General features: G+C 70.4%; 19 protein-coding genes. 9 read left to right on the top strand and 10 right to left on the bottom strand.

The window, feature by feature from the left end:
- Window positions 1-188: 188 nt before the first annotated feature.
- The 3 genes from OOK38_RS13590 to OOK38_RS13600 form a co-directional block, all read right to left on the bottom strand.
- Window positions 189-1,052: a hypothetical protein gene (locus OOK38_RS13590; protein WP_266760530.1), complete on the bottom strand. Its 864-nt coding sequence runs from the start codon at window positions 1,050-1,052 to the stop codon at window positions 189-191.
- Between the two features lie 181 nt (window positions 1,053-1,233).
- A complete protein-coding gene (locus OOK38_RS13595) occupies window positions 1,234-2,376 on the bottom strand; it encodes a metallophosphoesterase (RefSeq protein ID WP_323178803.1) in 1,143 nt (380 codons plus the stop codon).
- A 199-nt stretch (window positions 2,377-2,575) separates the two neighbouring features.
- On the bottom strand, window positions 2,576-3,688 hold the full coding sequence (locus OOK38_RS13600) for a LacI family DNA-binding transcriptional regulator (RefSeq protein WP_266760526.1): 1,113 nt from the start codon (window positions 3,686-3,688) through the stop codon (window positions 2,576-2,578).
- Between the two features lie 468 nt (window positions 3,689-4,156).
- Here OOK38_RS13600 and hisC point away from each other — a divergent pair, with 468 nt between their 5' ends.
- The 6 genes from hisC (at window position 4,157) to OOK38_RS13630 (ending at window position 14,913) form a co-directional block, all read left to right on the top strand.
- Window positions 4,157-5,233 carry a histidinol-phosphate transaminase gene (gene hisC / locus OOK38_RS13605; RefSeq protein ID WP_266760524.1) on the top strand — a complete coding sequence of 359 codons (1,077 nt, stop codon included), beginning with the start codon at window positions 4,157-4,159 and terminating at the stop codon, window positions 5,231-5,233.
- A gap of 351 nt (window positions 5,234-5,584) precedes the next feature.
- Window positions 5,585-7,093, top strand: coding sequence for a cytochrome ubiquinol oxidase subunit I (locus OOK38_RS13610; protein WP_266760522.1), 1,509 nt, complete (start codon window positions 5,585-5,587; stop codon window positions 7,091-7,093).
- A gap of 20 nt (window positions 7,094-7,113) precedes the next feature.
- Window positions 7,114-8,121 (top strand): cytochrome d ubiquinol oxidase subunit II, encoded by a 1,008-nt coding sequence (gene cydB / locus OOK38_RS13615; protein WP_266760520.1) that lies wholly within the window; start codon window positions 7,114-7,116, stop codon window positions 8,119-8,121.
- Window positions 8,122-8,181: 60 nt separating this feature from the next.
- Window positions 8,182-11,703: a thiol reductant ABC exporter subunit CydD gene (gene cydD / locus OOK38_RS13620; protein WP_266760518.1), complete on the top strand. Its 3,522-nt coding sequence runs from the start codon at window positions 8,182-8,184 to the stop codon at window positions 11,701-11,703.
- Between the two features lie 324 nt (window positions 11,704-12,027).
- The gene (locus OOK38_RS13625) at window positions 12,028-13,623 is read left to right on the top strand and encodes a GAF domain-containing protein (protein ID WP_266765765.1); all 1,596 of its coding nucleotides are present in this window, start codon (window positions 12,028-12,030) and stop codon (window positions 13,621-13,623) included.
- A gap of 246 nt (window positions 13,624-13,869) precedes the next feature.
- Window positions 13,870-14,913, top strand: coding sequence for a M23 family metallopeptidase (locus OOK38_RS13630; protein ID WP_266760516.1), 1,044 nt, complete (start codon window positions 13,870-13,872; stop codon window positions 14,911-14,913).
- Between the two features lie 89 nt (window positions 14,914-15,002).
- On the opposite strand, the gene OOK38_RS13635 is transcribed toward OOK38_RS13630, so the two are convergent.
- The 7 genes from OOK38_RS13635 to OOK38_RS13665 all read right to left on the bottom strand — a co-directional run bounded on the left by OOK38_RS13635 (window position 15,003) and on the right by OOK38_RS13665 (window position 22,349).
- On the bottom strand, window positions 15,003-15,890 hold the full coding sequence (locus OOK38_RS13635; protein ID WP_266760514.1) for a Cof-type HAD-IIB family hydrolase: 888 nt from the start codon (window positions 15,888-15,890) through the stop codon (window positions 15,003-15,005).
- A gap of 98 nt (window positions 15,891-15,988) precedes the next feature.
- Window positions 15,989-16,891 carry an LLM class flavin-dependent oxidoreductase gene (locus OOK38_RS13640; RefSeq protein WP_266760513.1) on the bottom strand — a complete coding sequence of 301 codons (903 nt, stop codon included), beginning with the start codon at window positions 16,889-16,891 and terminating at the stop codon, window positions 15,989-15,991.
- 81 nt (window positions 16,892-16,972) lie between these two features.
- Window positions 16,973-17,521, bottom strand: a complete 549-nt coding sequence (locus OOK38_RS13645; RefSeq protein ID WP_266760511.1) for an RNA 2'-phosphotransferase — start codon at window positions 17,519-17,521, stop codon at window positions 16,973-16,975.
- Window positions 17,522-17,763: 242 nt separating this feature from the next.
- On the bottom strand, window positions 17,764-18,708 hold the full coding sequence (locus OOK38_RS13650) for a MerR family transcriptional regulator (protein WP_266760509.1): 945 nt from the start codon (window positions 18,706-18,708) through the stop codon (window positions 17,764-17,766).
- Between the two features lie 25 nt (window positions 18,709-18,733).
- Window positions 18,734-19,654 (bottom strand): metal-dependent hydrolase, encoded by a 921-nt coding sequence (locus OOK38_RS13655; protein ID WP_266760507.1) that lies wholly within the window; start codon window positions 19,652-19,654, stop codon window positions 18,734-18,736.
- 86 nt (window positions 19,655-19,740) lie between these two features.
- The gene (locus tag OOK38_RS13660) at window positions 19,741-21,510 is read right to left on the bottom strand and encodes an SDR family oxidoreductase (RefSeq protein ID WP_266760505.1); all 1,770 of its coding nucleotides are present in this window, start codon (window positions 21,508-21,510) and stop codon (window positions 19,741-19,743) included.
- The gene (locus OOK38_RS13665) at window positions 21,507-22,349 is read right to left on the bottom strand and encodes a M24 family metallopeptidase (protein ID WP_266760503.1); all 843 of its coding nucleotides are present in this window, start codon (window positions 22,347-22,349) and stop codon (window positions 21,507-21,509) included. The genes OOK38_RS13660 and OOK38_RS13665 overlap by 4 nt, the downstream gene beginning before the upstream one ends.
- Window positions 22,350-22,601: 252 nt before the next feature.
- On the opposite strand from OOK38_RS13665, the gene OOK38_RS13670 reads away from it, so the two are divergent.
- Genes OOK38_RS13670 through OOK38_RS13680 form a run of 3 tightly spaced genes read left to right on the top strand, consistent with a single transcriptional unit; the run spans window position 22,602 to window position 25,421 of the window.
- Complete coding sequence (locus OOK38_RS13670) at window positions 22,602-23,618, top strand: ABC transporter ATP-binding protein (protein ID WP_266765764.1); 1,017 nt, start codon at window positions 22,602-22,604, stop codon at window positions 23,616-23,618.
- Window positions 23,608-24,513: an ABC transporter permease subunit gene (locus tag OOK38_RS13675; RefSeq protein WP_266760501.1), complete on the top strand. Its 906-nt coding sequence runs from the start codon at window positions 23,608-23,610 to the stop codon at window positions 24,511-24,513. Before OOK38_RS13670 ends, OOK38_RS13675 begins: the two co-directional genes overlap by 11 nt.
- Window positions 24,510-25,421: an ABC transporter ATP-binding protein gene (locus tag OOK38_RS13680; RefSeq protein WP_266760499.1), complete on the top strand. Its 912-nt coding sequence runs from the start codon at window positions 24,510-24,512 to the stop codon at window positions 25,419-25,421. The genes OOK38_RS13675 and OOK38_RS13680 overlap by 4 nt, the downstream gene beginning before the upstream one ends.

The raw sequence follows: 25,421 nt of genomic DNA on the forward strand, positions 1-25,421 counted from the left end.
GACCGCGAGCCGTGGGGCGTACGAAATCCGGAGCCGCGGCGGGCCCTGGAACCGCTCCGGCGGCGGGCGTCCGGGACCGCGCCCCGGACGGCCGCGGCTGTCGTACGGGCCCGCTTCCGCAGCCGTACGGGCCCGCGCGCTCGCGCGGGCCCCTTTCCTCCCGTGAGCCCGGCCGTCGGCCCGGCCGGTCACTCGGGCTGGTGTTCCGGTCCCCCGAAGTCCGGGCTGCTGAAGTCCGGGCTGGAGAAGCTCGGGCGCGGGCCGGCCGCGGGTCCGCCGTCGGGGCTGCTGAACCCCGGTCGGCCGTAGCCGAGATGGGGGATGCGGCTGGGGGCCGGTGCGGCCCGGCCCAGTGCCGCCGAGCCCGGGTCCGCGAGAGCCTCCCGGAGGAACGGCAGGATGCCGCGCTCCAGCAGGGCGTCGTGCCAGGCCTGCCTGGCCCGGGCGACCTGTTCGGACAGTTCGCCGCCCGCTCCGGCCCGGAGCGAGGACGAGCTGTTGCGCAGCGCGGTCAGCAGCAGTCCGGCCGCGGCGACCAGAATCGCGGCCGCCGTGATCGCGCCGAAGACCCATCCGGTGGTCAGAAGAGTCGTGGCGATGACCGGCTCGGGGTCGAGCATCTTCAGGACGTATCCCACGAGCAGGAATATCGCCGCGGCTGTCCCGGCGAGGACGGGAGCGAGCACCGCGACGACCGCGACCGCGCCGGCGCCGGCTGTCTCGGTGACCTCCCCCACGGTGGTGGCGAGCCCCATCGCGGTCGTACCCGGCTCCGTGGAGCCGACTTCCTCGCTCATGACCGCGGTGGACCGTGCCGGGCGGCGCAGTTCCTCGCGGGTCTTCACATAGTGCGCGTACTCGTCCGCCGCGGCCGTCGTGATGAGGGCCGTGGCGTTGAGCGCCATGGTGCGCAGTTGTTCGAGGTTGAGCCGCTGGCCGACAGCGGCGAGTTCCGGGCGGTGTGGTGCGGAGCGCAGCGCCTCATCGAGGATCCGCTCGTAATCCTGGCGGTCCTCGCTCAGCAGGTGCTGCGGAACGCTGTTCATCTGCATCCCCCGATGCTCCGTAGGGCTGGTGGCTCGCACGCTGACGAGCCGTCGGGCAGAAACGGAGGGGAGCCTGCTACGGATAAGCCGATGGTAGAGCGGTGACGGCACGCCGTGACAGGGGGTTTCCAGAAATTGGCCCCTGGCCGACGCGGTCCGCCCGGGTGGACGCCTGCCCGGCGAACGCTCAGATATCCAGCGGAAGTTGTTGGACCAGCAGCTTTCCGGCCATGGTCACCCCGCCGTCCATGGCGATGGCCAGCCCGTCGGCGTAGAGGTGCGGTCCTTCGACCACGGGGCCCGCGCTGTTCTCGCCTTCCTCGCCGACCTCGCCCAGCAGATACGGAATGGGGCTGTGACCGTGGACGATGCGCGAACCGCCGTAGGCGCCGAGCAGTTCGCGGACGGCCTCGGCGCCACCGTCGTCGCGGAAGGCGAAGCGCTTGGTGAACTTGCGGAAGAGGTCCCAGCACTCGTCGGCGTCGTTGCGGGTGAGGGTTTCGCGGACGGTGTCGTTGACCGCTTCGATGGAGTCGCCGTAGTCGAGGTAGGCCGTGGTGTCGGAGTGCACCAGGAGGTGTCCGTCGACCTGTTCCATGGCGTCGAGGCGGGCCATCCACTGCAGGTGGTGGTCCTGGAGGCGGTCCATGTCCGTCTTCTGGCCGCCGTTGAGCAGCCAGGCGGCCTGGAAGGTGGCGGTGCCCGCGCCGGAGTTGACGGGGGTGTCGCCGAACCGCTTGGCGCCGAGCAGCAGCAGCTCGTGGTTGCCCATGAGCGCCTTGCAGTAGCCGCCGGCCGCGGCCGCCTCGGCGGACAGCCGCATCACGAGGTCGATCACGCCGATGCCGTCCGGGCCGCGGTCGGTGAAGTCTCCGAGGAACCACAGACGCGAGGTGCCGGCCGACCAGCTGCCCGCGGCGTCGACGAGGCCCTTCTCCTGGAGCGCGGCGACGAGCTGGTCGAGGTAGCCGTGCACATCGCCGACGACGTACAGCGGCCCGGGGCCGCCGCCGGGAGCCGGGGCGGGCACTGCGACGGGGTCGACGGCGACCTGAAGAGTGTCACCCCGATGGATGACCGGCAGATCGCGCTGTGTGGGGGTGTACCCCTCGGAGAACTCCCCCGGGAACTGCTCGGAGGAGTCCACGGACGCGTACGGGGAGGACTCTCCCGACGCGTACCGCGCAGCCTCCCCCACGGGTCCTGCGCTCTCGCCGTGAGGCGTGTTCTGCGCATACGGACCGGTCTCGTGGACGTACGCGGGTACCCGGAAGTCGCGCAACGTCGCCGTCCGCACCACCTCGGGTCCCTGACCGGCCCCCTGAGTCATCGACCCCTCCACCATCGCGCCGCATCTGCACCCGTTCGGACTGCCTGGTCGCAGCGGCCCGCGGTGTCGTCCGCCCATCATAGGAATGCGGATCGCGCCATGTGATGACCCAGGGGTGGTGAATCGGAACAGGAGCCCAGTTCACCGAGGTTTTCGCCCGAATTGGGCGGGGCTTGCCCCGCCCATGCGGTCTCGGACGTCAACCCGCCTCGGGTGATCGGGGCGGACTGACCGTCGTACGGGGCGGACGGCGTTCCGACGAGGTCCGCACGATCAGCTCCGTCGGTATCACCTGCTCGACCGGTTGGTCCGATTCGACCCCCTCGATGGCGTCGATCAGCAGCTGGACGACGGCTGTGCCGATTCGGCGCGGTTTGAGGGAGAGGGTCGTGACGGGCGGCTCGGTGTTGGCGTAGACCGTGGACTCGCTGCAGCAGACCAGCAGCAGGTCCTCGGGGACGCGCAGACCGTAGCGGCGGGCCGCGGCCAGCAGATCGGTGCCGTTCGGGTCGAAGAGGCCGTAGACGGCGTCGGGGCGGTCGGGCCGGGCGAGAAGCCGGTCGGCGGCGACGGCTCCCGCGCACGGATCGTGCGCGGGGTAGGCCTCGTACACAGGATCCTGGCCCACGCGCTCGCACCAGCGCAGGTACGCGGTGGTGGACAGGTGGGTGTACGTGTCCGTCGTGGTGCCGGTGAGGAGGCCGATGCGGCGCGCTCCCGCGGCGGCCAGGTGGTCGAGGATGCCGAGGACCGCGGCCTCGTGGTCGTTGTCCACCCAGGCGGTGACCGGGAGCGATCCCGCGGGGCGGCCGTCGGAGACGACCGGCAGACCCTGGCGGACCAGTTCGCTCACGACCGGATCGTGGTCGGACGGGTCGATGACCACGGTTCCGTCCAGGGCGACGTTCGACCACACGTCGTGGCGGGAGGTCGCGGGAAGGATGACCAGGGCGTATCCCCGGGCGAGCGCGGCCGAGGTGGCGGCTCTGGCCATTTCGGCGAAGTACGCGAACTCGGTGAAGGTGAAAGGTTCATCCCCGTACGTCGTCACGGTCAGGCCGATCAGGCCCGACTTGCCGGTACGGAGGGTTCGGGCCGCCGCCGACGGGCGATAGCCCAGCCGGTCGGCGACTTCGCGGACATGGCGTCGGGTGGCGTCCGGGAGCCGGCCCTTGCCGTTGAGGGCATCGGACACAGTCGTGATGGAGACCCCTGCTGCCGCGGCCACGTCTCTGATGCCCGCCCGGCCCGGCCGACCGCCTCGGCGGGAGGTCTCCGCCCGGCTCACCTGGTGCTTCCCTGCTGCTGTCATGGCGAGCCGATAGTAGGGCTCATGCGGTGGGGTAGTGCGGACGCATATGCACGCGTTGACAGGCACGTTTCTGCATGATCGAGATGGGCTAACTCCCTTTGAAGTGAAGGCAGTTGAACGATCCAATGCCAGGACGTGACTTGTCGGCACGCATGGGCCTGCCAACTGGGCCATGTTTCGAAGAGGTCTCAACTCACCTGTACGAGGGATGCGCGCCACGGCGTGAGCCACCGGCGCATGTGACGGCTGTCGGCGCGCCCCCTTTTCGTACGACTTCGTACGCGGATGACCGCCGGTCGTGCGACGCGGACGGCCGGGTCCCGCGTATGTGAATGATCACCTGGTCGGACACAAGGTGGTGTCCGGTTGTCCACAGGCCATTCGCAGGAGCGCCGAATCCTCATAAGGTGAGAAGCATTGGTAGCCGGTGGTGGTCATGAGCCGCTGGTGGTCACGAGGAGGACTGCGGTGAGCGAGACGAGCCCCAAGCTGCGTGCGGAGCTGGCGGGGATCCCCACCTACAAGCCCGGCAAGCCTGCCGCGGCCGGTGCCGTGGCGTACAAGCTGTCCTCCAACGAGAACCCGTATCCGCCGCTGCCCGGGGTGATCGAGAGCGTCACGGCGGCGACCGGGTCGTTCAACCGTTACCCGGACATGGCGTGCACCGGGTTGATGAACGAGCTGGCGGACCGGTTCGGCGTCCCGGTCTCCCACCTGGCGACCGGCACCGGCTCGGTCGGTGTCGCGCAGTCGCTGCTGCAGGCCACGAGCGGTCCCGGCGACGAGGTCATCTACGCCTGGCGGTCCTTCGAGGCGTACCCGATCATCACGCAGATCAGCGGGGCGACCTCGGTGAAGGTGCCGCTGACCCCGGGCGATGTGCACGACCTGGACGCGATGGCCGAAGCCATCACCGAGCGGACCCGGCTGATTTTCCTCTGCAACCCGAACAACCCGACCGGCACCGTGGTGCGCCGGGCCGAGCTGGAGCGGTTCCTGGACCGGGTGCCGAGCGATGTACTGGTCGTCCTGGACGAGGCGTACCGCGAGTTCATCCGTGACGTCGAGGTGCCGGACGGTGTGGCGATCTACCGTGACCGGCCCAACGTCTGTGTGCTGCGTACCTTCTCCAAGGCGTATGGACTGGCCGGTCTCCGGGTCGGCTTCGCGATCGCTCATGAGCCGGTGGCGGCGGCGCTGCGCAAGACGGCGGTGCCGTTCGGCGTGAGCCAGCTGGCCCAGGACGCCGCCGTGGCGAGCCTGCGCGCCGAGGACGAACTGCTCGGCCGGGTCGGCTCGCTGGTCTCCGAGCGCACCAGGGTGGTCGACACGCTGCGCGATCAGGGCTGGACCGTGCCCGAGACGCAGGCCAACTTCGTATGGCTGCGGCTGGGGGAGCGCACCCTCGACTTCGCCGCCCACTGCGAGCAGGCCGGTGTCGTCGTGCGTCCGTTCGCCGGCGAGGGAGTCCGCGTCACCATCGGCGAGACCGAGGCGAACGACATCTTCCTGAAGGCGACCGAGAGCTTCCGCAAGGAGCTGTAGTCGTCCGGCGGAGCGCCTGCCCGGGGTCTCCGGGGCGTCCGCCCGTGAGCCGGAAAGGGCCCCGTACGCGTTCCCCGCGTACGGGGCCCTTCGGCGTGTGTGCGATCCGGGAGATCACGGGCGGGAAGAGCCGGGAAGCCTCGCGCACGCCATGGGGCGACCGGTCCCTACCTTTTGGGGCCCATCGGTCCCGCTGAGGGACCCCCCACCCTTCACCCGTCGAACGGGTATGCGTCATAATTGCTTGTGAATGTGAACGCGTTCACAAGCGTGTCCTGTTCCTCCCGTGATGTCTGCGATAAAGCGGGCAAACTGCCGCTGTGACCACGGCGACGTAAGGAGACTGACGACGTGGAATTGGCTTTGGCGCCGGAGACTCTGGCGCGATGGCAGTTCGGCATTATCACCGTCTACCACTTCCTCTTCGTTCCCTTGACGATCTCGCTCGCCGCGCTCGTCGCCGGCCTGCAGACAGCCTGGGTGCGTACGGAGAACCAGAAGTACCTCAAGGCCACCAAGTTCTGGGGCAAGCTGTTCCTGATCAACATTGCGATGGGTGTCGTCACCGGCATCGTGCAGGAGTTCCAGTTCGGTATGAACTGGTCCGCCTACTCGCGGTTCGTCGGCGACATCTTCGGAGCCCCGCTCGCCTTCGAGGCTCTGATCGCCTTCTTCTTCGAGTCCACCTTCATCGGGCTGTGGATCTTCGGCTGGGACAGGCTCCCGAAGAAGCTCCACCTCGCCTGCATCTGGATGGTCTCCATCGGCACGATCCTGTCGGCGTACTTCATCCTCGCGGCCAACTCGTGGATGCAGCACCCGGTCGGCTACCGGATCAACAAGGCGAAGGGGCGCGCCGAACTCACCGATTTCTGGCACGTGCTGACCCAGAACACCGCGCTGGCCCAGGCGTTCCACACCCTCACGGCGGCCTTCCTGACGGGCGGCGCCTTCATGGTGGGCATCGCCGCGATCCACCTGGCCCGCAAGCGGCATGTGGCCGTCATGAAGACCTCGCTGCGGCTCGGCCTCATCACCGTCATCATCGGCGGTCTGCTCACGGCGATCAGCGGCGACACCCTCGGCAAGATCATGTTCAAGCAGCAGCCGATGAAGATGGCCGCCGCCGAGGCGCTGTGGGACGGTCAGGACTCCGCGCCGTTCTCGATCTTCGCGTACGGGGATGTCAGCAAGGGCCACAACACCGTCGAGCTGTCCATCCCGGGGATACTGTCGTTCCTCGCCGACGACAACTTCAACTCGTACGTCCCCGGCATCAACGACACCAACAAGGCCGAGCAGGAGAAGTACGGCCCCGGCGACTACCGCCCCATCATCCCGGTCACCTTCTGGGCGTTCCGCTGGATGATCGGCTTCGGGATGGCGTCCTTCCTGATCGGCATCGTCGGGCTCTGGCTGACCCGCAAGAAGTTCATGCTGCCGCAGCACCTGAGGGTCGGCGAGGACGAGGCACCGCATCTGGTCCTGTTCAAGAACAAGGCACTGGGCCCGAAGCTCACCAAGTGGGGCTGGCGCATCGCCATCTGGACCCTGGGCTTCCCGCTGATCGCCAACTCCTGGGGATGGATCTTCACCGAGATGGGCCGCCAGCCGTGGGTCGTGTACGGCGTTCTGCAGACCCGGTTCGGGGTCTCCCCCAGCGTTTCGCAGGGCGAGGTCATCACGTCGATGACCGTCTACACGCTGCTCTACGCGATTCTCGCCATCGTCGAGGTCAAACTCCTCGCGAAGTACGTCAAGGCAGGGCCACCCGAGCTCACCGAGTCCGACCTCAACCCGCCCACCAAGATCGGCGGCGACTCCAGTGACGCCGACAAGCCGATGGCTTTCTCCTACTAGGCTCAGGGAGCTGCTGAGTCATGGAACTTCACGACGTCTGGTTCGTACTCATCGCGGTCCTCTGGATCGGCTACTTCTTCCTGGAGGGCTTTGATTTCGGAGTCGGCATCCTCACCAAGCTGCTGGCCCGCGACCGCACCGAGAAGCGGGTGCTGATCAACACGATCGGTCCCGTGTGGGACGGCAATGAGGTGTGGCTGCTCACGGCCGGCGGCGCGACCTTCGCGGCCTTCCCCGAGTGGTACGCCACGCTCTTCTCGGGCTTCTATCTGCCCCTGCTGATCATCCTGGTCTGTCTGATCGTGCGCGGTGTCGCCTTCGAGTACCGGGCGAAGCGCTCCGAGGAGCACTGGCAGCGCAACTGGGAGACGGCGATCTTCTGGACGTCCCTGATCCCGGCGTTCCTGTGGGGTGTGGCCTTCGGCAACATCGTGCGCGGAGTGAAGATCGACCGGAACTTCGAGTACGTGGGCAACTTCTGGGACCTGCTCAACCCGTACGCGCTTCTCGGCGGGCTGGTCACGCTGACGCTGTTCACCTTCCACGGTGCCGTATTCGTCGGCCTCAAGACGGTCGGCGACATCCGGGAGCGGGCGCGGAAGCAGGCGCTTCAAGTCGGCCTGGCCACGGCCGTGCTGGCGCTGATCTTCCTGCTCTGGACCCAGGTCGAGAACGGTGACGGCGCGTCACTGGTCGCGCTGGTCGTGGCCGTGGGAGCCCTCGTCGGGGCGCTGGTGGCGGTCAACGGCGGGCGTGAGGGGTGGGCCTTCATGCTTTCGGGGGTCACCATCGTGGCCGCCGTCGCGATGCTCTTCCTGTCGCTCTTCCCGGACGTCATGCCGTCCTCGCTCAACGAGGACTGGAGCCTCACGGTCACCAACGCCTCGTCGAGCCCGTACACCCTGAAGATCATGACCTGGTGTGCCGCGATCGCCACGCCGATCGTCCTGCTCTACCAGAGCTGGACCTACTGGGTGTTCCGCAAGCGCATCGGCACGCAGCACATCGCCGTGGATGTGTCGCACTGATTCCGACGTAGCGGCATGTTTCACGTGAAACATGCCTGATGAGCCAGGGGTGTGTTTCACGTGAAACCAATCGATCCGCGTCTGCTTCGGTACGCCCGAGCCACCCGCCTCTTCCTCGGGGCGGTTGTGGGGCTGGGTGTCGCCGGGGCGGGGCTGATCATCGCCCAAGCGATGCTCATCGCCGAAGTGGTGGTCGGCGCCTTCCAGCACGGTCTCTCCGTCACCGAACTCCGCACCCCTCTGACGCTGCTGGCGATCGTGGCGATCGGGCGGGCGGTGGTGGCCTGGCTCACCGAGCTCGCCGCGCACCGGGCGAGCGCCGCGGTCAAGTCGGAGTTGAGGGGGCGGCTGCTGGAGCGGGCCGCTTCCCTCGGGCCCGGGTGGCTCAGCGGCCAGCGCACAGGCTCGCTGGTCGCCCTCGCGACGCGGGGAGTGGACGCGCTCGACGACTACTTCTCGCGCTATCTGCCGCAGCTGGGACTCGCGGTGGTGGTTCCGGTGGCCGTGCTGGCGCGAATCGTCACCGAGGACTGGGTGTCGGCGGCGATCATCGTCGGCACCTTGCCGCTGATTCCCCTGTTCATGGTGCTGATCGGCTGGGCCACCCGCACCCAGATGGACCGCCAGTGGCGGATGCTGTCCCGCCTCTCCGGGCATTTCCTGGACGTCGTCGCGGGACTGCCCACCCTCAAGGTGTTCGGCCGGGCCAAGGCGCAGGCCGACTCGATCCGGAAGATCACCGGCGAGTACCGGCAGGCGACCATGCGGACGCTGCGGATCGCCTTCCTGTCGTCCTTCGCCCTGGAACTGCTCGCCACCATTTCGGTCGCACTGGTGGCGGTGACCATCGGAATGCGGCTCGTCCATGGCGAGATGGACCTGTACGTGGGGCTCGTCATTCTCGTGCTGGCACCCGAGGCCTATCTGCCGCTGCGCCAGGTGGGAGCCCAGTACCACGCCGCCGCCGAGGGGCTCGCGGCGGCCGAAGAGATCTTCTCGGTGCTGGAGACCCCGGCACCGAGGTCCGGTTCGCTGCACGTGCCCGTGGGGGAGATCGCCTTCGAAGGCGTGACCGTGCGGTACCCGGGGCGCTCCGCGGACGCGGTCTCGGATGTCACCTTCACGGTCGAACCCGGTGAGACGGTCGCCCTGGTCGGGCCCAGCGGGGTGGGCAAGTCGACGCTGCTGAACGTCCTGCTCGGGTTCGTGGAGCCCACCGGGGGCCGCGCCCGGGCCGGGGGAGTCGATCTCGCCGAGGCCGATCTCGCGGAGTGGCGCTCAAAGATCGCCTGGGTGCCGCAACGACCGCATCTGTACGCCGGAACCATCGCCGAGAACGTACGGCTGGCGCGACCCGACGCGGACGACGCGGCGCTGCGCAGGGCCCTCGTCGACGCGGGCGCGGCCGGATTCGTCGACGCGCTGCCCGACGGGGCCGACACGGTCCTCGGCGAGGACGGCGCCGGGCTGTCGGCCGGTCAGCGCCAACGCCTCGCACTCGCCCGGGCGTTCCTCGCGGACCGGCCCGTGCTGCTTCTCGACGAGCCGACGGCCTCGCTCGACGGGGCGACCGAGGCCGAGGTCGTCGCGGCGGTGCGGCGGCTCGCCGTGGGGCGGACCGTCCTGCTGGTCGTACACCGGCCGGCGTTGCTGGGGGTGGCGGACCGGGTGGTGCGCCTGGAAGCCGCTGCGTCCGCAGCGGGGCTGGAGCCCGCGCTCCCGGTCCAGCCCGCGGAACCGGGCCGCACACAGCCGCCGCGGGGGGTCGAGCCGGAAGGCCCGCCTTCGGCCGGCGGCGAAGAACCCGCTCCGACGTCCCGGGGCCGGGCCGGAGTGCTCGCCCGTGTCCGGGCCATGGCGGTTCCCCGGCGGAGGCCGCTCGCGCTCGCGGTGGTTCTCGGCAGCCTCGCGCTCGGGAGCGCCGTCGGTCTGATGGCCACCTCCGGATGGCTCATCTCGCGGGCATCGCAGCAGCCGCCGGTGTTCTATCTGATGGTGGCGGTGACGGCCACCCGGGCGTTCGGCATCGGCCGGGCGGTCTTCCGGTACACGGAACGGCTCGTGTCGCACGACGCCGTGCTGCGGATGCTGGCCGATACGCGGGTCGCCGTCTACCGGCGTCTGGAACGGCTCGCGCCCGCCGGACTGCGGGCCACCCGGCGCGGCGATCTGCTGTCGCGGCTCGTCGCCGACGTGGACGCCCTTCAGGACTACTGGCTGCGGTGGCTGCTGCCGGCCGGAGCCGCGGTCATGGTGTCCGCCGCCTCCGTCGGATTCACCGCCTGGCTGCTGCCCGAGGCCGGTGCCGTGCTCGCCGTCGGTCTGCTGGCGGCCGCCGTCGGCGTTCCGTCGGTGACCGGCGCCGTGGCGCGCCGTGCCGAGCGACGGCTGGCGCCCGCACGCGGCGCGCTGGCGACCCAGGTGGCCGATCTGCTCACCGGGACCGCCGAGTTGACCGTCGCGGGCGCACTGCCCACCCGTATCGCGGAGACACGGCGGGCCGACAGCCTCCTCACCCGCATCGCCTCGCGAGCCGCCACCGCGACCGCCCTCGGTGACGGACTCACGGCGCTCGTGTCCGGGCTCACCGTCACCGCGACCGCCTTCGTGGGCGCCCAAGCGGTCGCCGCCGGGCGTCTGAACGGTGTGGTGATGGCCGTCGTCGTCCTCACTCCGCTCGCCGCCTTCGAGGCCGTCATGGGGCTGCCGCTCGCCGTCCAGTACCGGCAGCGGGTGCGCAAGAGCGCGGAGCGTGTGTACGAGGTGCTGGACGCCGCCGATCCCGTACGCGAACCCGAACAGCCGCGACCGGCGCCCGTGTCGCCGTTCCCGCTCCGTGTGGAGGGGCTCCGGGCCCGTCACGCGGGACAGGACCGGGACGCGCTGGCCGGCCTCGACCTGACCCTTGAGGAGGGCCACAGGATCGCCGTGGTCGGTACGTCCGGGGCCGGCAAGACGACGCTCGCGCAGGTGCTGCTGCGGTTCCTGGACACGGAAGCGGGGGCGTACACGCTGGGCGGCGCGGACGCGTACGCGATGGACGGGGACGCCGTGCGCCGACTGGTCGGACTGTGCGCCCAGGACGCGCACCTCTTCGACAGCACCGTGCGCGAGAACCTGCTGCTCGCCTGCAAGGACGCGACCGAGGGCGAACTGCGCGACGCGCTCGGGCGGGCCCGGCTCCTCGACTGGGTGGACGGACTGCCCGACGGGCTGGACACCCTGATCGGTGAGCACGGGGCACGGCTGTCGGGCGGCCAGCGCCAGCGGCTCGCGCTGGCTCGCGCGCTGCTCGCCGACTTTCCCGTCCTCGTTCTCGACGAGCCGGCGGAACATCTCGACCTGCCGACGGCCGACGCGCTCACCGCGGATCTGCTGGCCGCCACCGAGGGCCGTACGACCCTGCTGATCACTCACCGGCTGGCCGGGCTCGACGCGGTGGACGAGGTGATCGTGCTCGCGGAGGGGCGCGTGGTCCAGCGTGGAGCGTTCGCGGAGCTGTCGGCCGTCGAGGGACCGCTGCGGGAGATGGTCGAGCGGGAGACCGCGGGAGATCTGCTGGTGGGCGCGGCGGCTCGCTGAGCGCGGTACGGGCGGTCGTGGGTGATGAGCTCGCTGGGCGACGCGCGGTAGGCGGTAGGCGATCCGCCATGGGGCATGCGCGGCGGGGCAGGGACGGTCGGGCAGGGGCGGTCGGGCAGGGGCGGTGGGCAGGGGTTCCGGGCTCTGTCCTCTCCCAAGGCCCGACTTTCCCTTGCAAATAGGACTAACTAGGCTCTAGGTATGTCAGCAGCCCCAGACTCCCCCGCCCCGGGCGGCGGCACGGGGGCGGCGGACCCGGTGGTCCGTGGCCTGCGTGGGCTGCCCGTCGAGCTGACCGCCCGGGTGCCCCGGTTGCTGGAGGCGATGCGATCGGTCGGATCAGGACTGGAGCTGCACTCCACGCTGAACCGGATCTGTGAGACCGCGGCCGAACTCACGGACGCGCGATACGCGGCCATCGGGGTCGTGGCCGAGAGCGGGGAGGCACTCGCGGACTTCGTCCATCACGGCGTCGACGAGGCAACCGCCCGACGGATCGGACGGATGCCCGACGGCCACAAGGGGCTTCTGGGGGCGCTCATCCGGACCTCGGATCCGGTGCTGCTCACGAACCTGACCGACGACCCGCGGTCCTGTGGGTTCCCGGCCGGACATCCACCGATGCACAGCTTTCTCGGAGTGCCGATCCGGGTGCAGGGGGAGATCTTCGGCAATCTGTACCTCGCCGAGAAGCGTGACGGCGGGACCTTCGGCGACTACGACCTCGACATGCTCCGGGTGCTGGCCGCGGAGGCGGGCATCGCCATCGGCAACGCCCGTCTGTACGAGGCGGCGCAGCAGCGTGAGCGCTGGATCGACGGCTCGGTGGCCGTCACCACCGCGCTTCTGGCGGGCGGCGACACCGAGGAGGCGTTGCAGGTCGTCGCCGAACAGGCGCGCCGGCTCTCCGGTTCCGCGGCCGGGATCGTGCTGCTGCCCGCCGAGGAGGGCGGCCTGGAGATCGTCGCGGTCGCCTCGGAACACCCTTCGAGGGTGCTCGGCGTGGTCGTCCCGCCGGAGAGTGAGCTGGTCGCCGAAGTCTGCGACGGGCGGCCGGTGTTCGTGGAGGACGCGGCCGTCGACCCGCGCATGCCCTTGGACCTGGCCCGCGCGTACGGGCCCGTCATGATGCTCCCGCTGCAGAGCGACGGCCGGGTTCTCGGGGCCCTCGTCACCCCGCGCACCCGGGAAGGACGCCCCTTCACGGAGACCGAGCGGACCCTCGCCGCGCAGTTCGCCTCGCAGGCCGCGCTGGCGCTGATGATGGCCGAGACACAGCGCGACCGGGAACGGCTCGCGGTGTACGAGGACCGCGACCGGATCGCCCGCGACCTGCACGACCTGGTCATCCAGCGGCTGTTCGCCACCGGGATGATGCTGGAGAGCGCGCAGCGCCGGTCGAACGTGCCCGAGGTGCGGCGGGGCGTCGGCAAGGCGGTCGACGAACTCGACGTCACGATCCAGGAGATCCGCACCGCGATCTTCGCGCTCCAGCAGGATCCCGCCGAGGTGCCGTCCGGGCTGCGCACCCGCGTCCTGCGCGAGATCAACATGGCCGCCGTTCCCCTCGGCTTCAAGCCCGGGCACCGCTTCACCGGGCCCATCGACACGCTGGTCGGCGAACTCACCGGCAAGAACCTCATCGCCGCGCTGCGCGAAGCCCTCTCCAACGCCTTCCGGCACGCGGGGTCCTCCCGTATCGAGGTCTCCGTCGACGCGAACGTCCTCCTGCCGGACAGGCGGCCGGGCGTGCGCCTCACCGTCGCGGACGACGGTGTCGGCATCCCCGACGGCGGCCGGCGCAGCGGCCTGAAGAACCTCGAGCGGCGTGCCGAGTCGCTGGGCGGCGCCAGTTGGTACGGGCCGGGGATCGGCGAGGGCGGCGGCGGTACGACGGTGGTGTGGCAGGTGCCGCACTGAATCCCCTTGTGCAGGGGGTCTGTTCGGCGTTTCTCGCGCAAGCCCCGGCCGGGCGTCTTCCGCGGTCGGTGCGAAGGCCCCTGGTCCGGTCCGCCCCGCCGTTGCGGGAACCGCCTTAGGGGGACCGACGCCACGGGCCGCCGTGACGGGCCGTTCGGCCCGCCCCTGGGCCATTCGTGACGTCCCGTCCCCCAGGTGCACCCCTTCAACAGGCCGGGTCCGAAAGCGCGGGTCACGATCGCTGTCATGCGCTCTTCTCGTCGCCACCCCCTGTTCGTACCGGCGCTGTTGTGCGCGCTGGTGGTCCTCGTGGCCCAGCCGACGGTGGCCGAGGGCGACGGCGCGGACCCCGGCATCAGCACCCAGGTGGCGCGGTTGTACGAGGACGCCTCGGTGGCGACGCAGCAGTACGAGGCGGGGCGGCGGGATGCCGAGGCGCAGCGCGGCCGGGCCGAGCGGACCGAGTGGCTCCTCACGCGGGAGCGGCAGGAGATCGCGGTGCTGCACCAGGACCTGGGCCGTATCGCGCGGGCCCAGTACCGGCAGGGTGGCGGGCTGCCGTACACGGCTCAGATCCTGTTCGCGCAGGACCCCGATGATCTGATGCGTGGTCAGCGTGCCGTGTGGAGAGCGGATCTGGCCGTCGCCAACGCGGTCGCGAAGAGCCGGCGCGCCGAGGACCGGCTCGCCGCGGACGAGGCGAAGGCCCAGGCGGAGTGGCAGGCGCTGGAGAGGCGTAACGGTGAACTCGCCGAGATCAAGAGGACCATCGACGCGAAGCTCGACGAGGCGCGGTCGGTGTTGCAGAGCCGGGCGGACGCCTCGGTGGCGGCGGGCGCCTGCCGTGGTGCGGTCCGTCTCGACCAGCCGCCGCTGGACTCCACGCGTGCGTGGGTCGCGCCGGTGGAGACGTACGAGCTCTCCGCGGGCTTCGGCAGCGGGGGCGAGCGATGGGCGCACCGGCACACCGGGCAGGACTTCGCGGTGCCCATCGGCACACCGGTGCGGGCGGTCGGGGCGGGCCGGGTGGTGAAGGTGTCCTGTGGTGGTGCCTTCGGCATCGAGGTCGTGGTCGAGCACCCCGGCGGCTACTACACGCAGTACGCGCATCTCGCGGCCGTCACCGTCGACCAGGGGCAGCGGGTGTCGACGGGGCAGTGGATCGGGCAGTCGGGCACGTCCGGCAACTCGACCGGCCCGCATCTGCACTTCGAGGTGCGGGTGACGCCGGAGCTGGGATCGGCGATCGACCCGGTGCCGTGGCTCGCGGAGCACGGAGTCGACGTATAGGCCCACGGGGATGCACGGCGGTGCCGGGGGGCGCCGCCGCGGGGCCTGCGGCGGGTGTGCCGGAGGCCCCGGGGTCGGGTGTCGGGTGGCTACGCCCGGTCTGCCACGATCTGCTCGATCACGACCGCCACCCCGTCCTCGTTGTTGGCGACCGTGCGACCGGAGGCGGCGGCGATCACGGCGGGGTGGGCGTTGCCCATCGCGTACGACCGGCCGGCCCAGCTGAGCATCTCGACGTCGTTCGGCATGTCACCGAAGGCGACGACCTCCTCGGGGGAGATACCGCGCTCGGCGCAGCACAGCGCGAGGGTGCTGGCCTTGGAGACGCCGGGGCCGCTGATCTCCAGAAGGGCGCTGGGGCTCGACCGGGTGACGTTGGCCCGGTCGCCGATGGCCGGGCGGGCGACGGTGAGGAAGTCGTCCGGGTCCATGTCCGGGTGGAACGCGAGCACCTTCAGCACCGGCTGATCGGCGTCCAGAGCGTCCTCGGCGAGGAGCTTCTCGGCGGGCGCGACGATCTCCGGCGGCTCCATGTGCATCAGGGGATAGCCCGGTTCGAGGTGGAGGCCGTACGTCCGCTCGACGGCACACACGGTGCCGGGCGCGGCGGCACGCAGCACCTGGATGACGTCGAGGGCGATGTCGGGCGCCAGTTCGCGGATCTTGACGAAACGGTGGGCGCCGGGGCCGCCGTGCAGGTCGACCACGGCGGCGCCGTTGCCGCAGATCGCCAGGCCGTGCCCGTGGACGTGGTCGCTGACGACGTCCATCCAGCGGGCCGGGCGGCCGGTGACGAAGAAGACCTCGATGCCGGCCTGTTCGGCGGCGGCGAGGGCGGCGATCGTGCGGTCGGACACCGATTTGTCGTCGCGCAACAAGGTGCCGTCGAGGTCCGTGGCGATCAGCCGGGGCGGGACGGTGGAGGCCGGGGTCTCGGGCCGGCGAGTCGCTGAGGTCACGTGCTCATTCTCCCGCATATGCGCGCACGGCCGTGCGGCGGTCCGCACACTTGAGTGGTTACCGTCCTCACCAGCGCCGTTACACCCCGTCGAACCCGGGCTCGCGGCGCCCGGTCTCACGTCAGCTGGGAGACCGCCTCCAGAGCGATCCGCTCGAAGACCTTCTCGTCGGCGGCGAAGTCCGAGTCGGGGATCGGCCAGTGGATCACGATGTCGGTGAAGCCCAGCTCCTTGTGCCGGCCCGCGAAGTCGACGAACGCGTCGAGGGACTCCAGGGGGTGGCTCCGGTCGGGAGTGAAGCCGGTCAGCAGGACCTTGTCGAGCTCCGCGGCGTCCCGGCCGATCTCGGCACAGGCGTCGACCAGCTTGGCGACCTGCCCGCGAATGGCTTGAACCGACTGCTCGGGGGTGCCCGTCTCGTACAGCTTCGGGTCGCCGGTCGTCACCCACGCCTGCCCGTGACGGGCGGCGAGCCGCAGTCCCCGCGGGCCGGTGGCGGCCACCGCGAACGGCAGCCGGGGACGCTGGACACAGCCCGGAATGTTGCGGGCCTCGTGCGCCGAGTAGAAATTGCCGCCGTACGAGACGGAGTCCTCGGTGAGGAGCCGGTCGAGCAGCGGGACGAACTCGCCGAAGCGGTCGGCGCGCTCACGCGGGGTCCACGGGTCCTGGCCGAGCGCGGTGGCGTCGAAGCCGGTGCCACCGGCGCCGACGCCCAGCGTGATCCGGCCGTTCGAGATGTCGTCGAGGGAGATCAGTTCCTTGGCGAGGGTCACCGGGTGCCGGAAGTTCGGCGAGGTCACGAGCGTGCCGAGGCGCAGCCGGTCGGTGACGGCGGCCGCCGCGGTCAGGGTCGGTACGGCCCCGAACCACGGGCCGTCGCGGAAGGTCCGCCAGGACAGATGGTCGTAGGTGAACGCGGTGTGGAAGCCGAGCTGCTCCGCACGCTGCCACGCGGAACGCCCGCCCTCGTGCCAGCGGACGTACGGCAGGATCACGGTGCTCAGACGCAGACTCATGTATCGAGCGTAAGCGGAGCCGGAGCGTGGTCGTGGCCCGCCTCGATGCCGTCCCCGCCCGGCGGCACCGGTACCCCCGGATCAGTGAGGCGCGGGAAACCGCAGGTACCGCGGGGGTACGGCCTCCGTCAGCCAGACGCCGTTGGCGCTGACCCGGAAGACATGGCCGTCGCGGTGCATGGCCGCCGCGTCCACGGAGAGCACGACCGGGCGGCCGCGGCGGGCGCCGACTCGGGTGGCGGTCTCCCGGTCCGGCGACAGGTGTACGTCGTGCCGGTTCATCGGCTTCAGGCCCTCGGCGCGGATCGCGTCCAGGTGGGGGGCCACGGTGCCGTGGTAGAGGTACGCCGGCGGGGTCGCCGGGGGCAGCCCGAGGTCGACCTCGACGGAATGGCCCTGGCTGGCCCGGATCCGGGTCCCCTCGACGGCGAAGCGGCGCTTGTCGTTGTGGGCCACCACGTGATCGAGCTCGTCGCGGGTGAAATGAAAGCCGTGCGCGGCCGCCGCGGCGATGAGTGTGTCGATCTCGACCCAGCCGCCCTCGCCGAGCGTCAGGCCGATCCGCTCGGGCTGATGCCGCAGATGCTTCGAGAGGTACTTCGACACCTTCACGGTGCGTCTTTCGTCCATCCGATCATCCGTCCGTACGGTCATCCGCTCATCCGCCTGCTCATCCGTCCGCCCCTCGGTCTGTCCCCGAGTCTGTCCTCGAGTCCGTCCCTGCGTCCGTCCATCCGTCTGTTCCTTCATCTCCCCAGCGTGCCTGGCGAGAGACGGATCACGCATTTGATTTTGATCCCGAGGTTTGGTCCACAGCCAAGTCCTGTTATCCACAGGGGAATTGGCGAATCTGTGGACAACAGACATGCGCTTTACGGTATTTCGTCAACAATGCTGCGTTGGGCGCTGTTTGCGGCCAGCCGGTCCAACGTACGTGCCTGCAGCTCCCGTTCGGCGGCGGCGGTGACGAACTCGGCGGCGTGCTCCGCGCCAACCAGGCGTTCCACGGCCCGCATTGTCCCTGCGGGAACCTCCACCGTTCGCGCGTTTTCCTGGTCCGTCGGAGGCGGCCCCGCCGCGAGGTGCCTGCTCAGATGGCGGGTGGCGAAGAGCCGCATGGCGCGGGCCAGTTCGGCGTCGACCGTCTGCTGTGCGAGCGGTCGAAGCCGCCGGACGAGCGAGGCCGCTTCGGTCGCTTCCGCGTCGCTCGGCGGATGTTCTCCGAGATATCGCGCGAAGACATGCTCGGTGGTGAACTCCAGGAAGCGGGAGGCGATGTGCTCGACCTGACCCCTCAACTCCCTGAGATGGCCGGAGATCGCGGACAGCGGGACGCCCGCCGTGTACAACTCGACTGCCGCAGACAGCTCTTGAGGACTCGGAACGACGAAGGTGCCCTCCTCGCCCGGAATCGGCTCCAGCACGCCGAGCTCGACCGCGTCCGCCACCGCGGCGTCGTCGGGGCGGCCGCCGAACCGTTCGTCCAGCTCGGCCCGGGAGATCCGGGCGGCCTCCTCGTCGGTCCACGGGCCGTCGACCTCCGCGACCAGACCGAGTATCCCGCCGAGGCCCCGGCCCGCGTCCCAGGCCTCCAGGAGTTCCTTGATCGAGGCCAGTGTGTAGCCGCGGTCGAGGAGATCGGCGATCTGCCGCAGCCGCGCCAGATGGGCGTCCGCGTACACATTGGCGCGGCCGCGGCGTTCGGGGCGGGGCAGCAGCCCGCGGTCCTGGTAGGCGCGGATCGTCCGGACCGTGGCGCCGCTGTGGTGCGCCAGGTCCTCGATGCGGTACGCGACTCCGCCCGGCTCGTCGCTCATCTCTCCCGCCCTCCCGCTCTCGGACCTATGAGGCCGCCGCCCGCCCGATCGCCCCCACCGCCGACCGCGCCGCGGGTGACTGCGCCAGATACTCGACGGCCCTGAGCAGCGAGCCCTCCTTCGACGGATGGTACGACCGTCGCAGATAGCGCGGTATGGCCGCGCCGAGCTCCTTCCAGGTGGGCAAGAGCCCTTTGCGTACAGCCTTGTTGTGGTCGCTGAGCGAGTAGCGCAGACGGCCGTCGAGCCGAGGGTCGTTACGGATCAGATAGGCGGCACCCCACGCCCACATGTACAGCATCATCGGCACGGTGACGGCCATGCCCGCGAGCCGCCGGGCGTATCGGGGCGCGCCCTCGCCGCCGCAGTGCTGGTACATGTCGAAGGCCACCGCGCGGTGCTCGACCTCCTCGGCGCCGTGCCAGCGCAGCAGGTCCAGCATGACCTCGTCGGCGTCGGCGAGATCCAGGCCCTCGGCCGTCAGCACCCAGTCGCCCAGGACCGCCGTGAACTGCTCGATCGCCGCGATCACCGACAGCCGGAAGCGCAGCCACTCCCGGGCCGGGACCGGTACGCCCAGGGGCGGTTCGTCACCGAGCAGCTTCTCGAAGAGGAAGTCGACGTGCCTCGTGAAGTCGGCGGTGTCGAGCCGCTGCGCGGCGAGGTGGTCGAGGACGTACGCGTGCTGCACGCTGTGCGTGGCCTCCTGGCCCATGAACCCCTTGACGTCCTTGAGGAGTCCGGGGTCGCGGACCAGCGGCAGGGCCTCCTTGAGGACCCTCACGAACCACCGCTCCCCGGCCGGCAGCAGCAGGTGCAGCACATTGATGACGTGGGTGGCGGTGGGCTCGTCCGGGATCCAGTGCAGCGGGGTGTCCTCCCAGTCGAAGGACACCCGTCTCGGGACGATCGCGTGGTGCCCCCCGCTCACAGAACTGTCGCTCAAGGATCCCCCGCTCACGGATCCACTGCTCACGGATCCGCCGGCCGCGGAGGTGCCGGCCGCGTCCGTCGCGTCGCTCGGCTGCCCGGTCACAGCTTCGGCTCCATCCGGGCGATGGCGCGCAGTGCCCTGGGGGCGAAGCGGTGCATGAGGTGGGCGCCGCGCGCCTCCGGGGTGACCGGCACGAGCGCCTCGTTGCGGACGACCGCGCGCAGGATCGCGTCGGCGACCTTCTCCGGCGGGTAGTTGCGCAGCCCGTACAGCCGCGCCGACCGCTTCTGGCGCCGTTTCTCCTCGGTCGCGTCGACCCCGGCGAAGCGGGCGGTCGAGGTGATGTTGGTGTTGACGAAGCCCGGGCAGATCGCCGAGACGCCGATGCCCTGCCCGGCCAGCTCCGCGCGCAGACACTCGCTGAGCATCAGGACGGCCGCCTTGGAGGTGCTGTAGGCGGGCAGCGCCTTCGAGGGCTGGTACGCCGCCGCCGACGCGGTGTTGACGATGTGGCCGCCCTGCCCGCGCTCGGCCATCTGCCTGCCGAAGAGCCGGCAGCCGTGGATCACGCCCCACAGATTGACGTCCAGGACCTTCTTCCAGTCCTCCGGTGTGGTGTCGAAGAAGGAGCCGGACAGTCCGATCCCGGCGTTGTTCACCAGCACGTCCACCACGCCGTACTCGGTGGCGACCTTGTCGGCGAGCTTCTCCATGGCCTGCTCGTCGGAGACGTCGACCGTCTCGGCCCAGGCCGCGGGTGAGCCGATCAGCCGGGACATCTCCGCCGTACGGGCCGCCGCCTCGCCGTCCCGGTCGACGGCCACCACGCGCGCGCCGGCCTCGGCGAAGGCGAAGGCGGTGGCCCGCCCGATGCCGCTGCCCGCGCCGGTGACCAGCACCAGCTGTCCGCCGAACCGGTGGACGTACTTGCCGGTGGCCGTCGGCTCGGGGCCGGGCATCCCGGCCTCGCGGCCCTCGTTGGCCGTCACGAACTCGGATATCCAGGCGGCCAGTTGGTCGGGGCGCGTCCGCGGGACCCAGTGCTTGGCCGGGAGGGTGCGGCGCACCAGCCGCGGGACCCACGTCTCCAGCTCGTCGTAGAGCCGCTCGGAGAGGAACGCGTCCCCGAGGGGCGTGACGAGCTGCACGGGCGCGTGCGCGAACGCGTCCTCGCGGGGGCGGGCGATCCGGGGCCGTACGTTGTCGCGGTACAGCCAGGCGCCGTGCGCCGCGTCGGAGGGCAGCGACGGGGTCGGGTACGCGCCCGCGGGCACCTTCTCGATCCGCTGGAGGATCTTCGGCCACTGCTTGCCCAGGGGGCCGCGCCAGGCCAGCTCGGGCAGCACCGGCGTGTGCAGCAGGTACACGTACCAGGACTTGGCGCCCTGGCCGAGGAGCTGGCCGATCCTTCGCGGGGTGGGCCGCTTCGCCCGCTGCTTGATCCAGTGGCCGAGGTGGTCGAGGGACGGCCCGGACATCGACGTGAAGGAGGCGATCCGGCCCTCGGCGCGCGCGACCGTGACGAACTCCCACGACTGCACCGAACCCCAGTCGTGGCCCACCAGGTGCACCGGCTCGTCGGGGCTGACCGCGTCGATGACCGCCAGGAAGTCGTCCGTCAGCTTCTCCAGGGTGAACCCGCCGCGCAGCGGCTGCGGCGCCGTCGAACGGCCGTGTCCCCGGACGTCGTACAGCACGACATGGAAGCGGTCGGCGAGCCGGACGGCGACCTCGGACCACACCTCCTTGGAGTCCGGATAGCCGTGCACGAGCACCACGGTCGGCTGCCTGTCGTCGCCCAACTCGGCGACGCACAGCTCGACTCCGCCCGTCCGCACCCAGCGCTCGCGCGCGCCCACGAGACTCACTTGTCCTCCGCCCAGCGCCGCACGTGCGGCAGATCGTCGTCGAGCCAGAACGCGCTCTGTTCGGGGTCCTTGGAGTCGGTGACGACCAGGATCTCCTCGAACTTCGCGCCCGTACCCCGGAATCCGAGGTGCGGTTCGACCGCCCACAGCCCCGGCCGGGGCGGGTGGTCGGAGAATGTGTACGGCGACCACAGGGGTGACCAGCCGTCCCGGTGCCCGTGCAGCGCGTCGCTCGCCAGCCCCTTCAGGGACTGGGTGCCGAACCCGAACAGGCGCGGTGACCAGGACCGCTCCGTCACCCGGTCCACCTTGTGCGCGATCACGCCGAACGGATACGCGCGGTGGCGGTTGGCATAGCCCTGGCGGGTCATGAGCCGGTCGACGTCCTCGTAGATCTCGCGCAGGGACCGCCGCTCACGCACCTCGCGCAGGATCAGCTCGCGGTGCGCCTCCAGATCGGCGAGCAGCCTGTCCTGCACGGGGTTCAGACCGAGCGAGCCCGAATAGCCCACGTCCGCGGTACAGCCCTTGTACACGGGTGCCATGTCGAGGATGAAGGGCATCCCCGGCTCCAGAAGGCGGTTGGTGGGGAAGAACTGCAGCGGGATCCGGAAACCGGCGAAAGCCGTGCGGTCACCGAACCAGGCGAAGGGCAGGTGGAACCAGTCCCGCACCCCGCGCTCACGCAGCCACCGGCGCTGCATGCGCGCCGCCTCGCGCTCGGTGACGCCGGGCTTCAGCTGTGCCGCGACCGCCTCCGCGCACTCGTACGCGAGGCGCTGCACCTCTCTGAACCCCCGCAGTTCCGCGGAGAGTTCGCCTGCCACTGCCGTCGTCATGCCACCGCCCCACCCTGTCCACACCGACTGCGGTACGTGTCCGTAACTTGACACTGGCGAATGTGACAGTTGTTAGAGGCGGCGTCAATAGGTCCGTGGGCAACCTGTGGACAACCGGTCGGACCGGGAGGTCTCCCGGCCGGTGTACCTGAGGGGGACCCCTACGGGCCCGTACGACTCGAGGCTGACGCGGATCCACCTCCGTGGGTTGACGACCCCTGTGGTGTGCGCCACTACCTTCGAATCGTGACTGTGATCGCGACCGAAAGCCTGAGCAAGCGGTTCCCCCGGGTGACCGCGCTTGACCGGCTCTCCGTGGACGTCGGGCCCGGTGTGACCGGACTCGTCGGAGCCAATGGAGCCGGCAAGTCCACACTGATCAAGATCCTGCTGGGTCTGTCCCCCGCCACCGAGGGCCGCGCGACCGTGCTCGGCCTCGACGTCGCCACCGAGGGCGGCGCCATCCGCGAGCGGGTGGGGTACATGCCCGAGCACGACTGCCTGCCGCCCGACGTCTCGGCCACCGAGTTCGTCGTCCACATGGCGCGGATGTCCGGGCTGCCGCCGGCCGCGGCCCGCGAGCGCACCGCGGACACCCTGCGCCATGTCGGCCTGTACGAGGAGCGCTACCGCCCCATCGGCGGCTACTCGACGGGCATGAAGCAGCGCGTCAAACTCGCGCAGGCCCTCGTCCACGACCCCCGGCTGGTCTTCCTGGACGAACCGACCAACGGCCTGGACCCGGTCGGCCGCGACGACATGCTCGGACTGATCCGCCGCATCCACACGGACTTCGGCATCTCGGTCCTGGTCACCTCGCACCTCCTGGGCGAACTGGAGCGCACCTGCGACCACGTCGTCGTCGTCGACGGCGGCAAACTGCTCCGCTCCAGCTCCACCACGGACTTCACCCAGACCACCACGACCCTGGCCATCGAGGTCACCGACACCGACGAGCACCCGGACGGCACGGCCGCGGTGCGCGAGGTGCTCCACGCGCGCGGTATCGAGACCCACGACGGCAGCGGCCTGCCGGGCGCCGGACACATCCTGCTGCTGACCACCGAGAGCGAGGACACCTACGACCTCGTCCGCGACGTGGTCTCCGACCTCGGTCTGGGGCTGGTGCGCATGGAGCAGCGCAGGCACCACATCGCCGAGGTCTTCAAGGACAGCGACGAGCAGCGCACGAAGGACGAGCGCGCGGCGAGCACCGATCCGCGCACCGGCGACGAGCAGCGGAAGGAGGCGGTCGGCCATGGCGGTTGAGCAGCCCCTCACCCAGCGCGGTGAGCAGTCCCGTATCCACAACATCGGCTACCGCAACTACGACGGCCCGCGCCTCGGCCGCGCCTACGCCCGCCGTTCTCTCTACTCGCAGTCCCTGCGCGGCTCCTACGGCCTCGGCCGCTCGGTCAAGTCCAAGGTCCTGCCGATGCTGCTCTTCGTGGTGATGTGCGTCCCCGCACTGATCATGGTGGCCGTGGCGGTCGCCACCAAGGCGAAGGACCTGCCCGTCGACTACACGCGCTACGCGGTGATCATGCAGGCCGTCATCGGCCTGTACGTCGCCTCGCAGGGCCCCCAGGCGGTCTCCCGCGACCTGCGCTTCAAGACCGTGCCGCTGTACTTCTCGCGCCCCATAGAGACCAGCGACTACGTGCGGGCCAAGTACGCGGCGCTGACCTCGGCGCTGTTCATCCTCACGGCCGCCCCGCTGATCGTGCTCTACGTGGGGGCGCTCCTGGCCAAGCTCGACTTCGCCGACCAGACGAAGGGCTTCGGGCAGGGGCTGGTCTCCGTGGCACTGCTCTCGCTGCTCTTCGCGGGCATCGGCCTGGTCATCTCGGCGGTCACCCCGCGCCGCGGCTTCGGCATCGCGGCCGTCATCGCCGCCCTGACCATCTCCTACGGAGCGGTCTCCACCGTCCAGGCCATCGCGTTCGAGCAGTCCAGCGGCGACGCCGTCCCGTGGCTCGGGCTCTTCTCGCCGATCACGCTCATCGACGGAGTGCAGACGGCCTTCCTCGGCGCCTCCTCCGCCTTCCCCGGAGAGGTGGGCCCCTCGTCCGGGCAGGGCGTCGTCTACCTCATCGTCGTCCTGGGTCTCATCGCGGGCTGCTACGGCCTCCTGATGCGCCGCTACCGAAAGGTCGGGCTGTGACCACGCTCAACATCGACCACGTCTCGCGCTGGTTCGGCAACGTGGTGGCGGTCAACGACATCACGATGACGATCGGCCCCGGCGTCACCGGCCTGCTCGGCCCGAACGGCGCCGGCAAGTCCACCCTCATCAACATGATGGGCGGCTTCCTCGCCCCCTCGACGGGCACCGTCACCCTCGACGGCCGGCCGACCTGGCGCAACGAGGACATCTACCGGCACATCGGCATCGTCCCCGAGCGCGAGGCGATGTACGACTTCCTCACCGGGCGCGAATTCGTCGTCGCCAACGCGGAGTTGCACGGCCTCGGCGCGAGGTCCGCCCAACGGGCCCTCGCCACGGTCGAGATGGAGTACGCGCAGGACCGCAAGATCTCCACGTACTCCAAGGGCATGCGGCAGCGCGTGAAGATGGCGTCCGCGCTGGTCCACGACCCGTCGCTGCTGCTGCTCGACGAACCGTTCAACGGCATGGACCCGCGCCAGCGTATGCAGCTCATGGATCTGCTGCGCCGCATGGGCGACGAGGGCCGCACCGTGCTGTTCTCGTCCCACATCCTCGAAGAGGTGGAGCAACTGGCCGCCCACATCGAGGTGATCGTCGCCGGACGGCACGCGGCGAGCGGCGACTTCCGGCGCATCCGCCGGCTGATGACCGACCGCCCGCACCGCTACCTGGTCCGCTCCAGCGACGACCGGGCCCTGGCCGCCGCGCTGATCGCCGACCCGTCGACGTCCGGCATCGAGGTCGACCTCGCCGAGGGCGCGCTGCGCATCCAGGCAGTCGACTTCGGCCGGTTCACCGTCCTGCTGCCGAAGGTCGCGCGTGAGCACGGCATCCGGCTGCTGACGGTGTCGCCGTCCGACGAGTCCCTGGAATCCGTCTTCTCGTATCTTGTCGCGGCGTAG

This window comes from Streptomyces sp. NBC_00568, from assembly GCF_026341855.1.
In the GTDB taxonomy this organism is placed as follows: domain Bacteria; phylum Actinomycetota; class Actinomycetes; order Streptomycetales; family Streptomycetaceae; genus Streptomyces.

Excerpts from the sequence above, each read along its gene's own strand:
- OOK38_RS13590 (WP_266760530.1), bottom strand. The coding sequence starts at position 1,052 with ATGCAGATGAACAGCGTTCCGCAGCACCTGCTGAGCGAGGACCGCCAG.
- OOK38_RS13595 (WP_323178803.1), bottom strand. The coding sequence starts at position 2,376 with ATGACTCAGGGGGCCGGTCAGGGACCCGAGGTGGTGCGGACGGCGACG.
- OOK38_RS13600 (WP_266760526.1), bottom strand. The coding sequence starts at position 3,688 with ATGACAGCAGCAGGGAAGCACCAGGTGAGCCGGGCGGAGACCTCCCGC.
- cydB (WP_266760520.1), top strand. The coding sequence starts at position 7,114 with ATGGAACTTCACGACGTCTGGTTCGTACTCATCGCGGTCCTCTGGATC.
- OOK38_RS13625 (WP_266765765.1), top strand. The coding sequence starts at position 12,028 with ATGCGATCGGTCGGATCAGGACTGGAGCTGCACTCCACGCTGAACCGG.
- OOK38_RS13630 (WP_266760516.1), top strand. The coding sequence starts at position 13,870 with ATGCGCTCTTCTCGTCGCCACCCCCTGTTCGTACCGGCGCTGTTGTGC.
- OOK38_RS13635 (WP_266760514.1), bottom strand. The coding sequence starts at position 15,890 with ATGCGGGAGAATGAGCACGTGACCTCAGCGACTCGCCGGCCCGAGACC.
- OOK38_RS13640 (WP_266760513.1), bottom strand. The coding sequence starts at position 16,891 with ATGAGTCTGCGTCTGAGCACCGTGATCCTGCCGTACGTCCGCTGGCAC.
- OOK38_RS13645 (WP_266760511.1), bottom strand. The coding sequence starts at position 17,521 with ATGGACGAAAGACGCACCGTGAAGGTGTCGAAGTACCTCTCGAAGCAT.
- OOK38_RS13650 (WP_266760509.1), bottom strand. The coding sequence starts at position 18,708 with ATGAGCGACGAGCCGGGCGGAGTCGCGTACCGCATCGAGGACCTGGCG.
- OOK38_RS13665 (WP_266760503.1), bottom strand. The coding sequence starts at position 22,349 with ATGACGACGGCAGTGGCAGGCGAACTCTCCGCGGAACTGCGGGGGTTC.
- OOK38_RS13675 (WP_266760501.1), top strand. The coding sequence starts at position 23,608 with ATGGCGGTTGAGCAGCCCCTCACCCAGCGCGGTGAGCAGTCCCGTATC.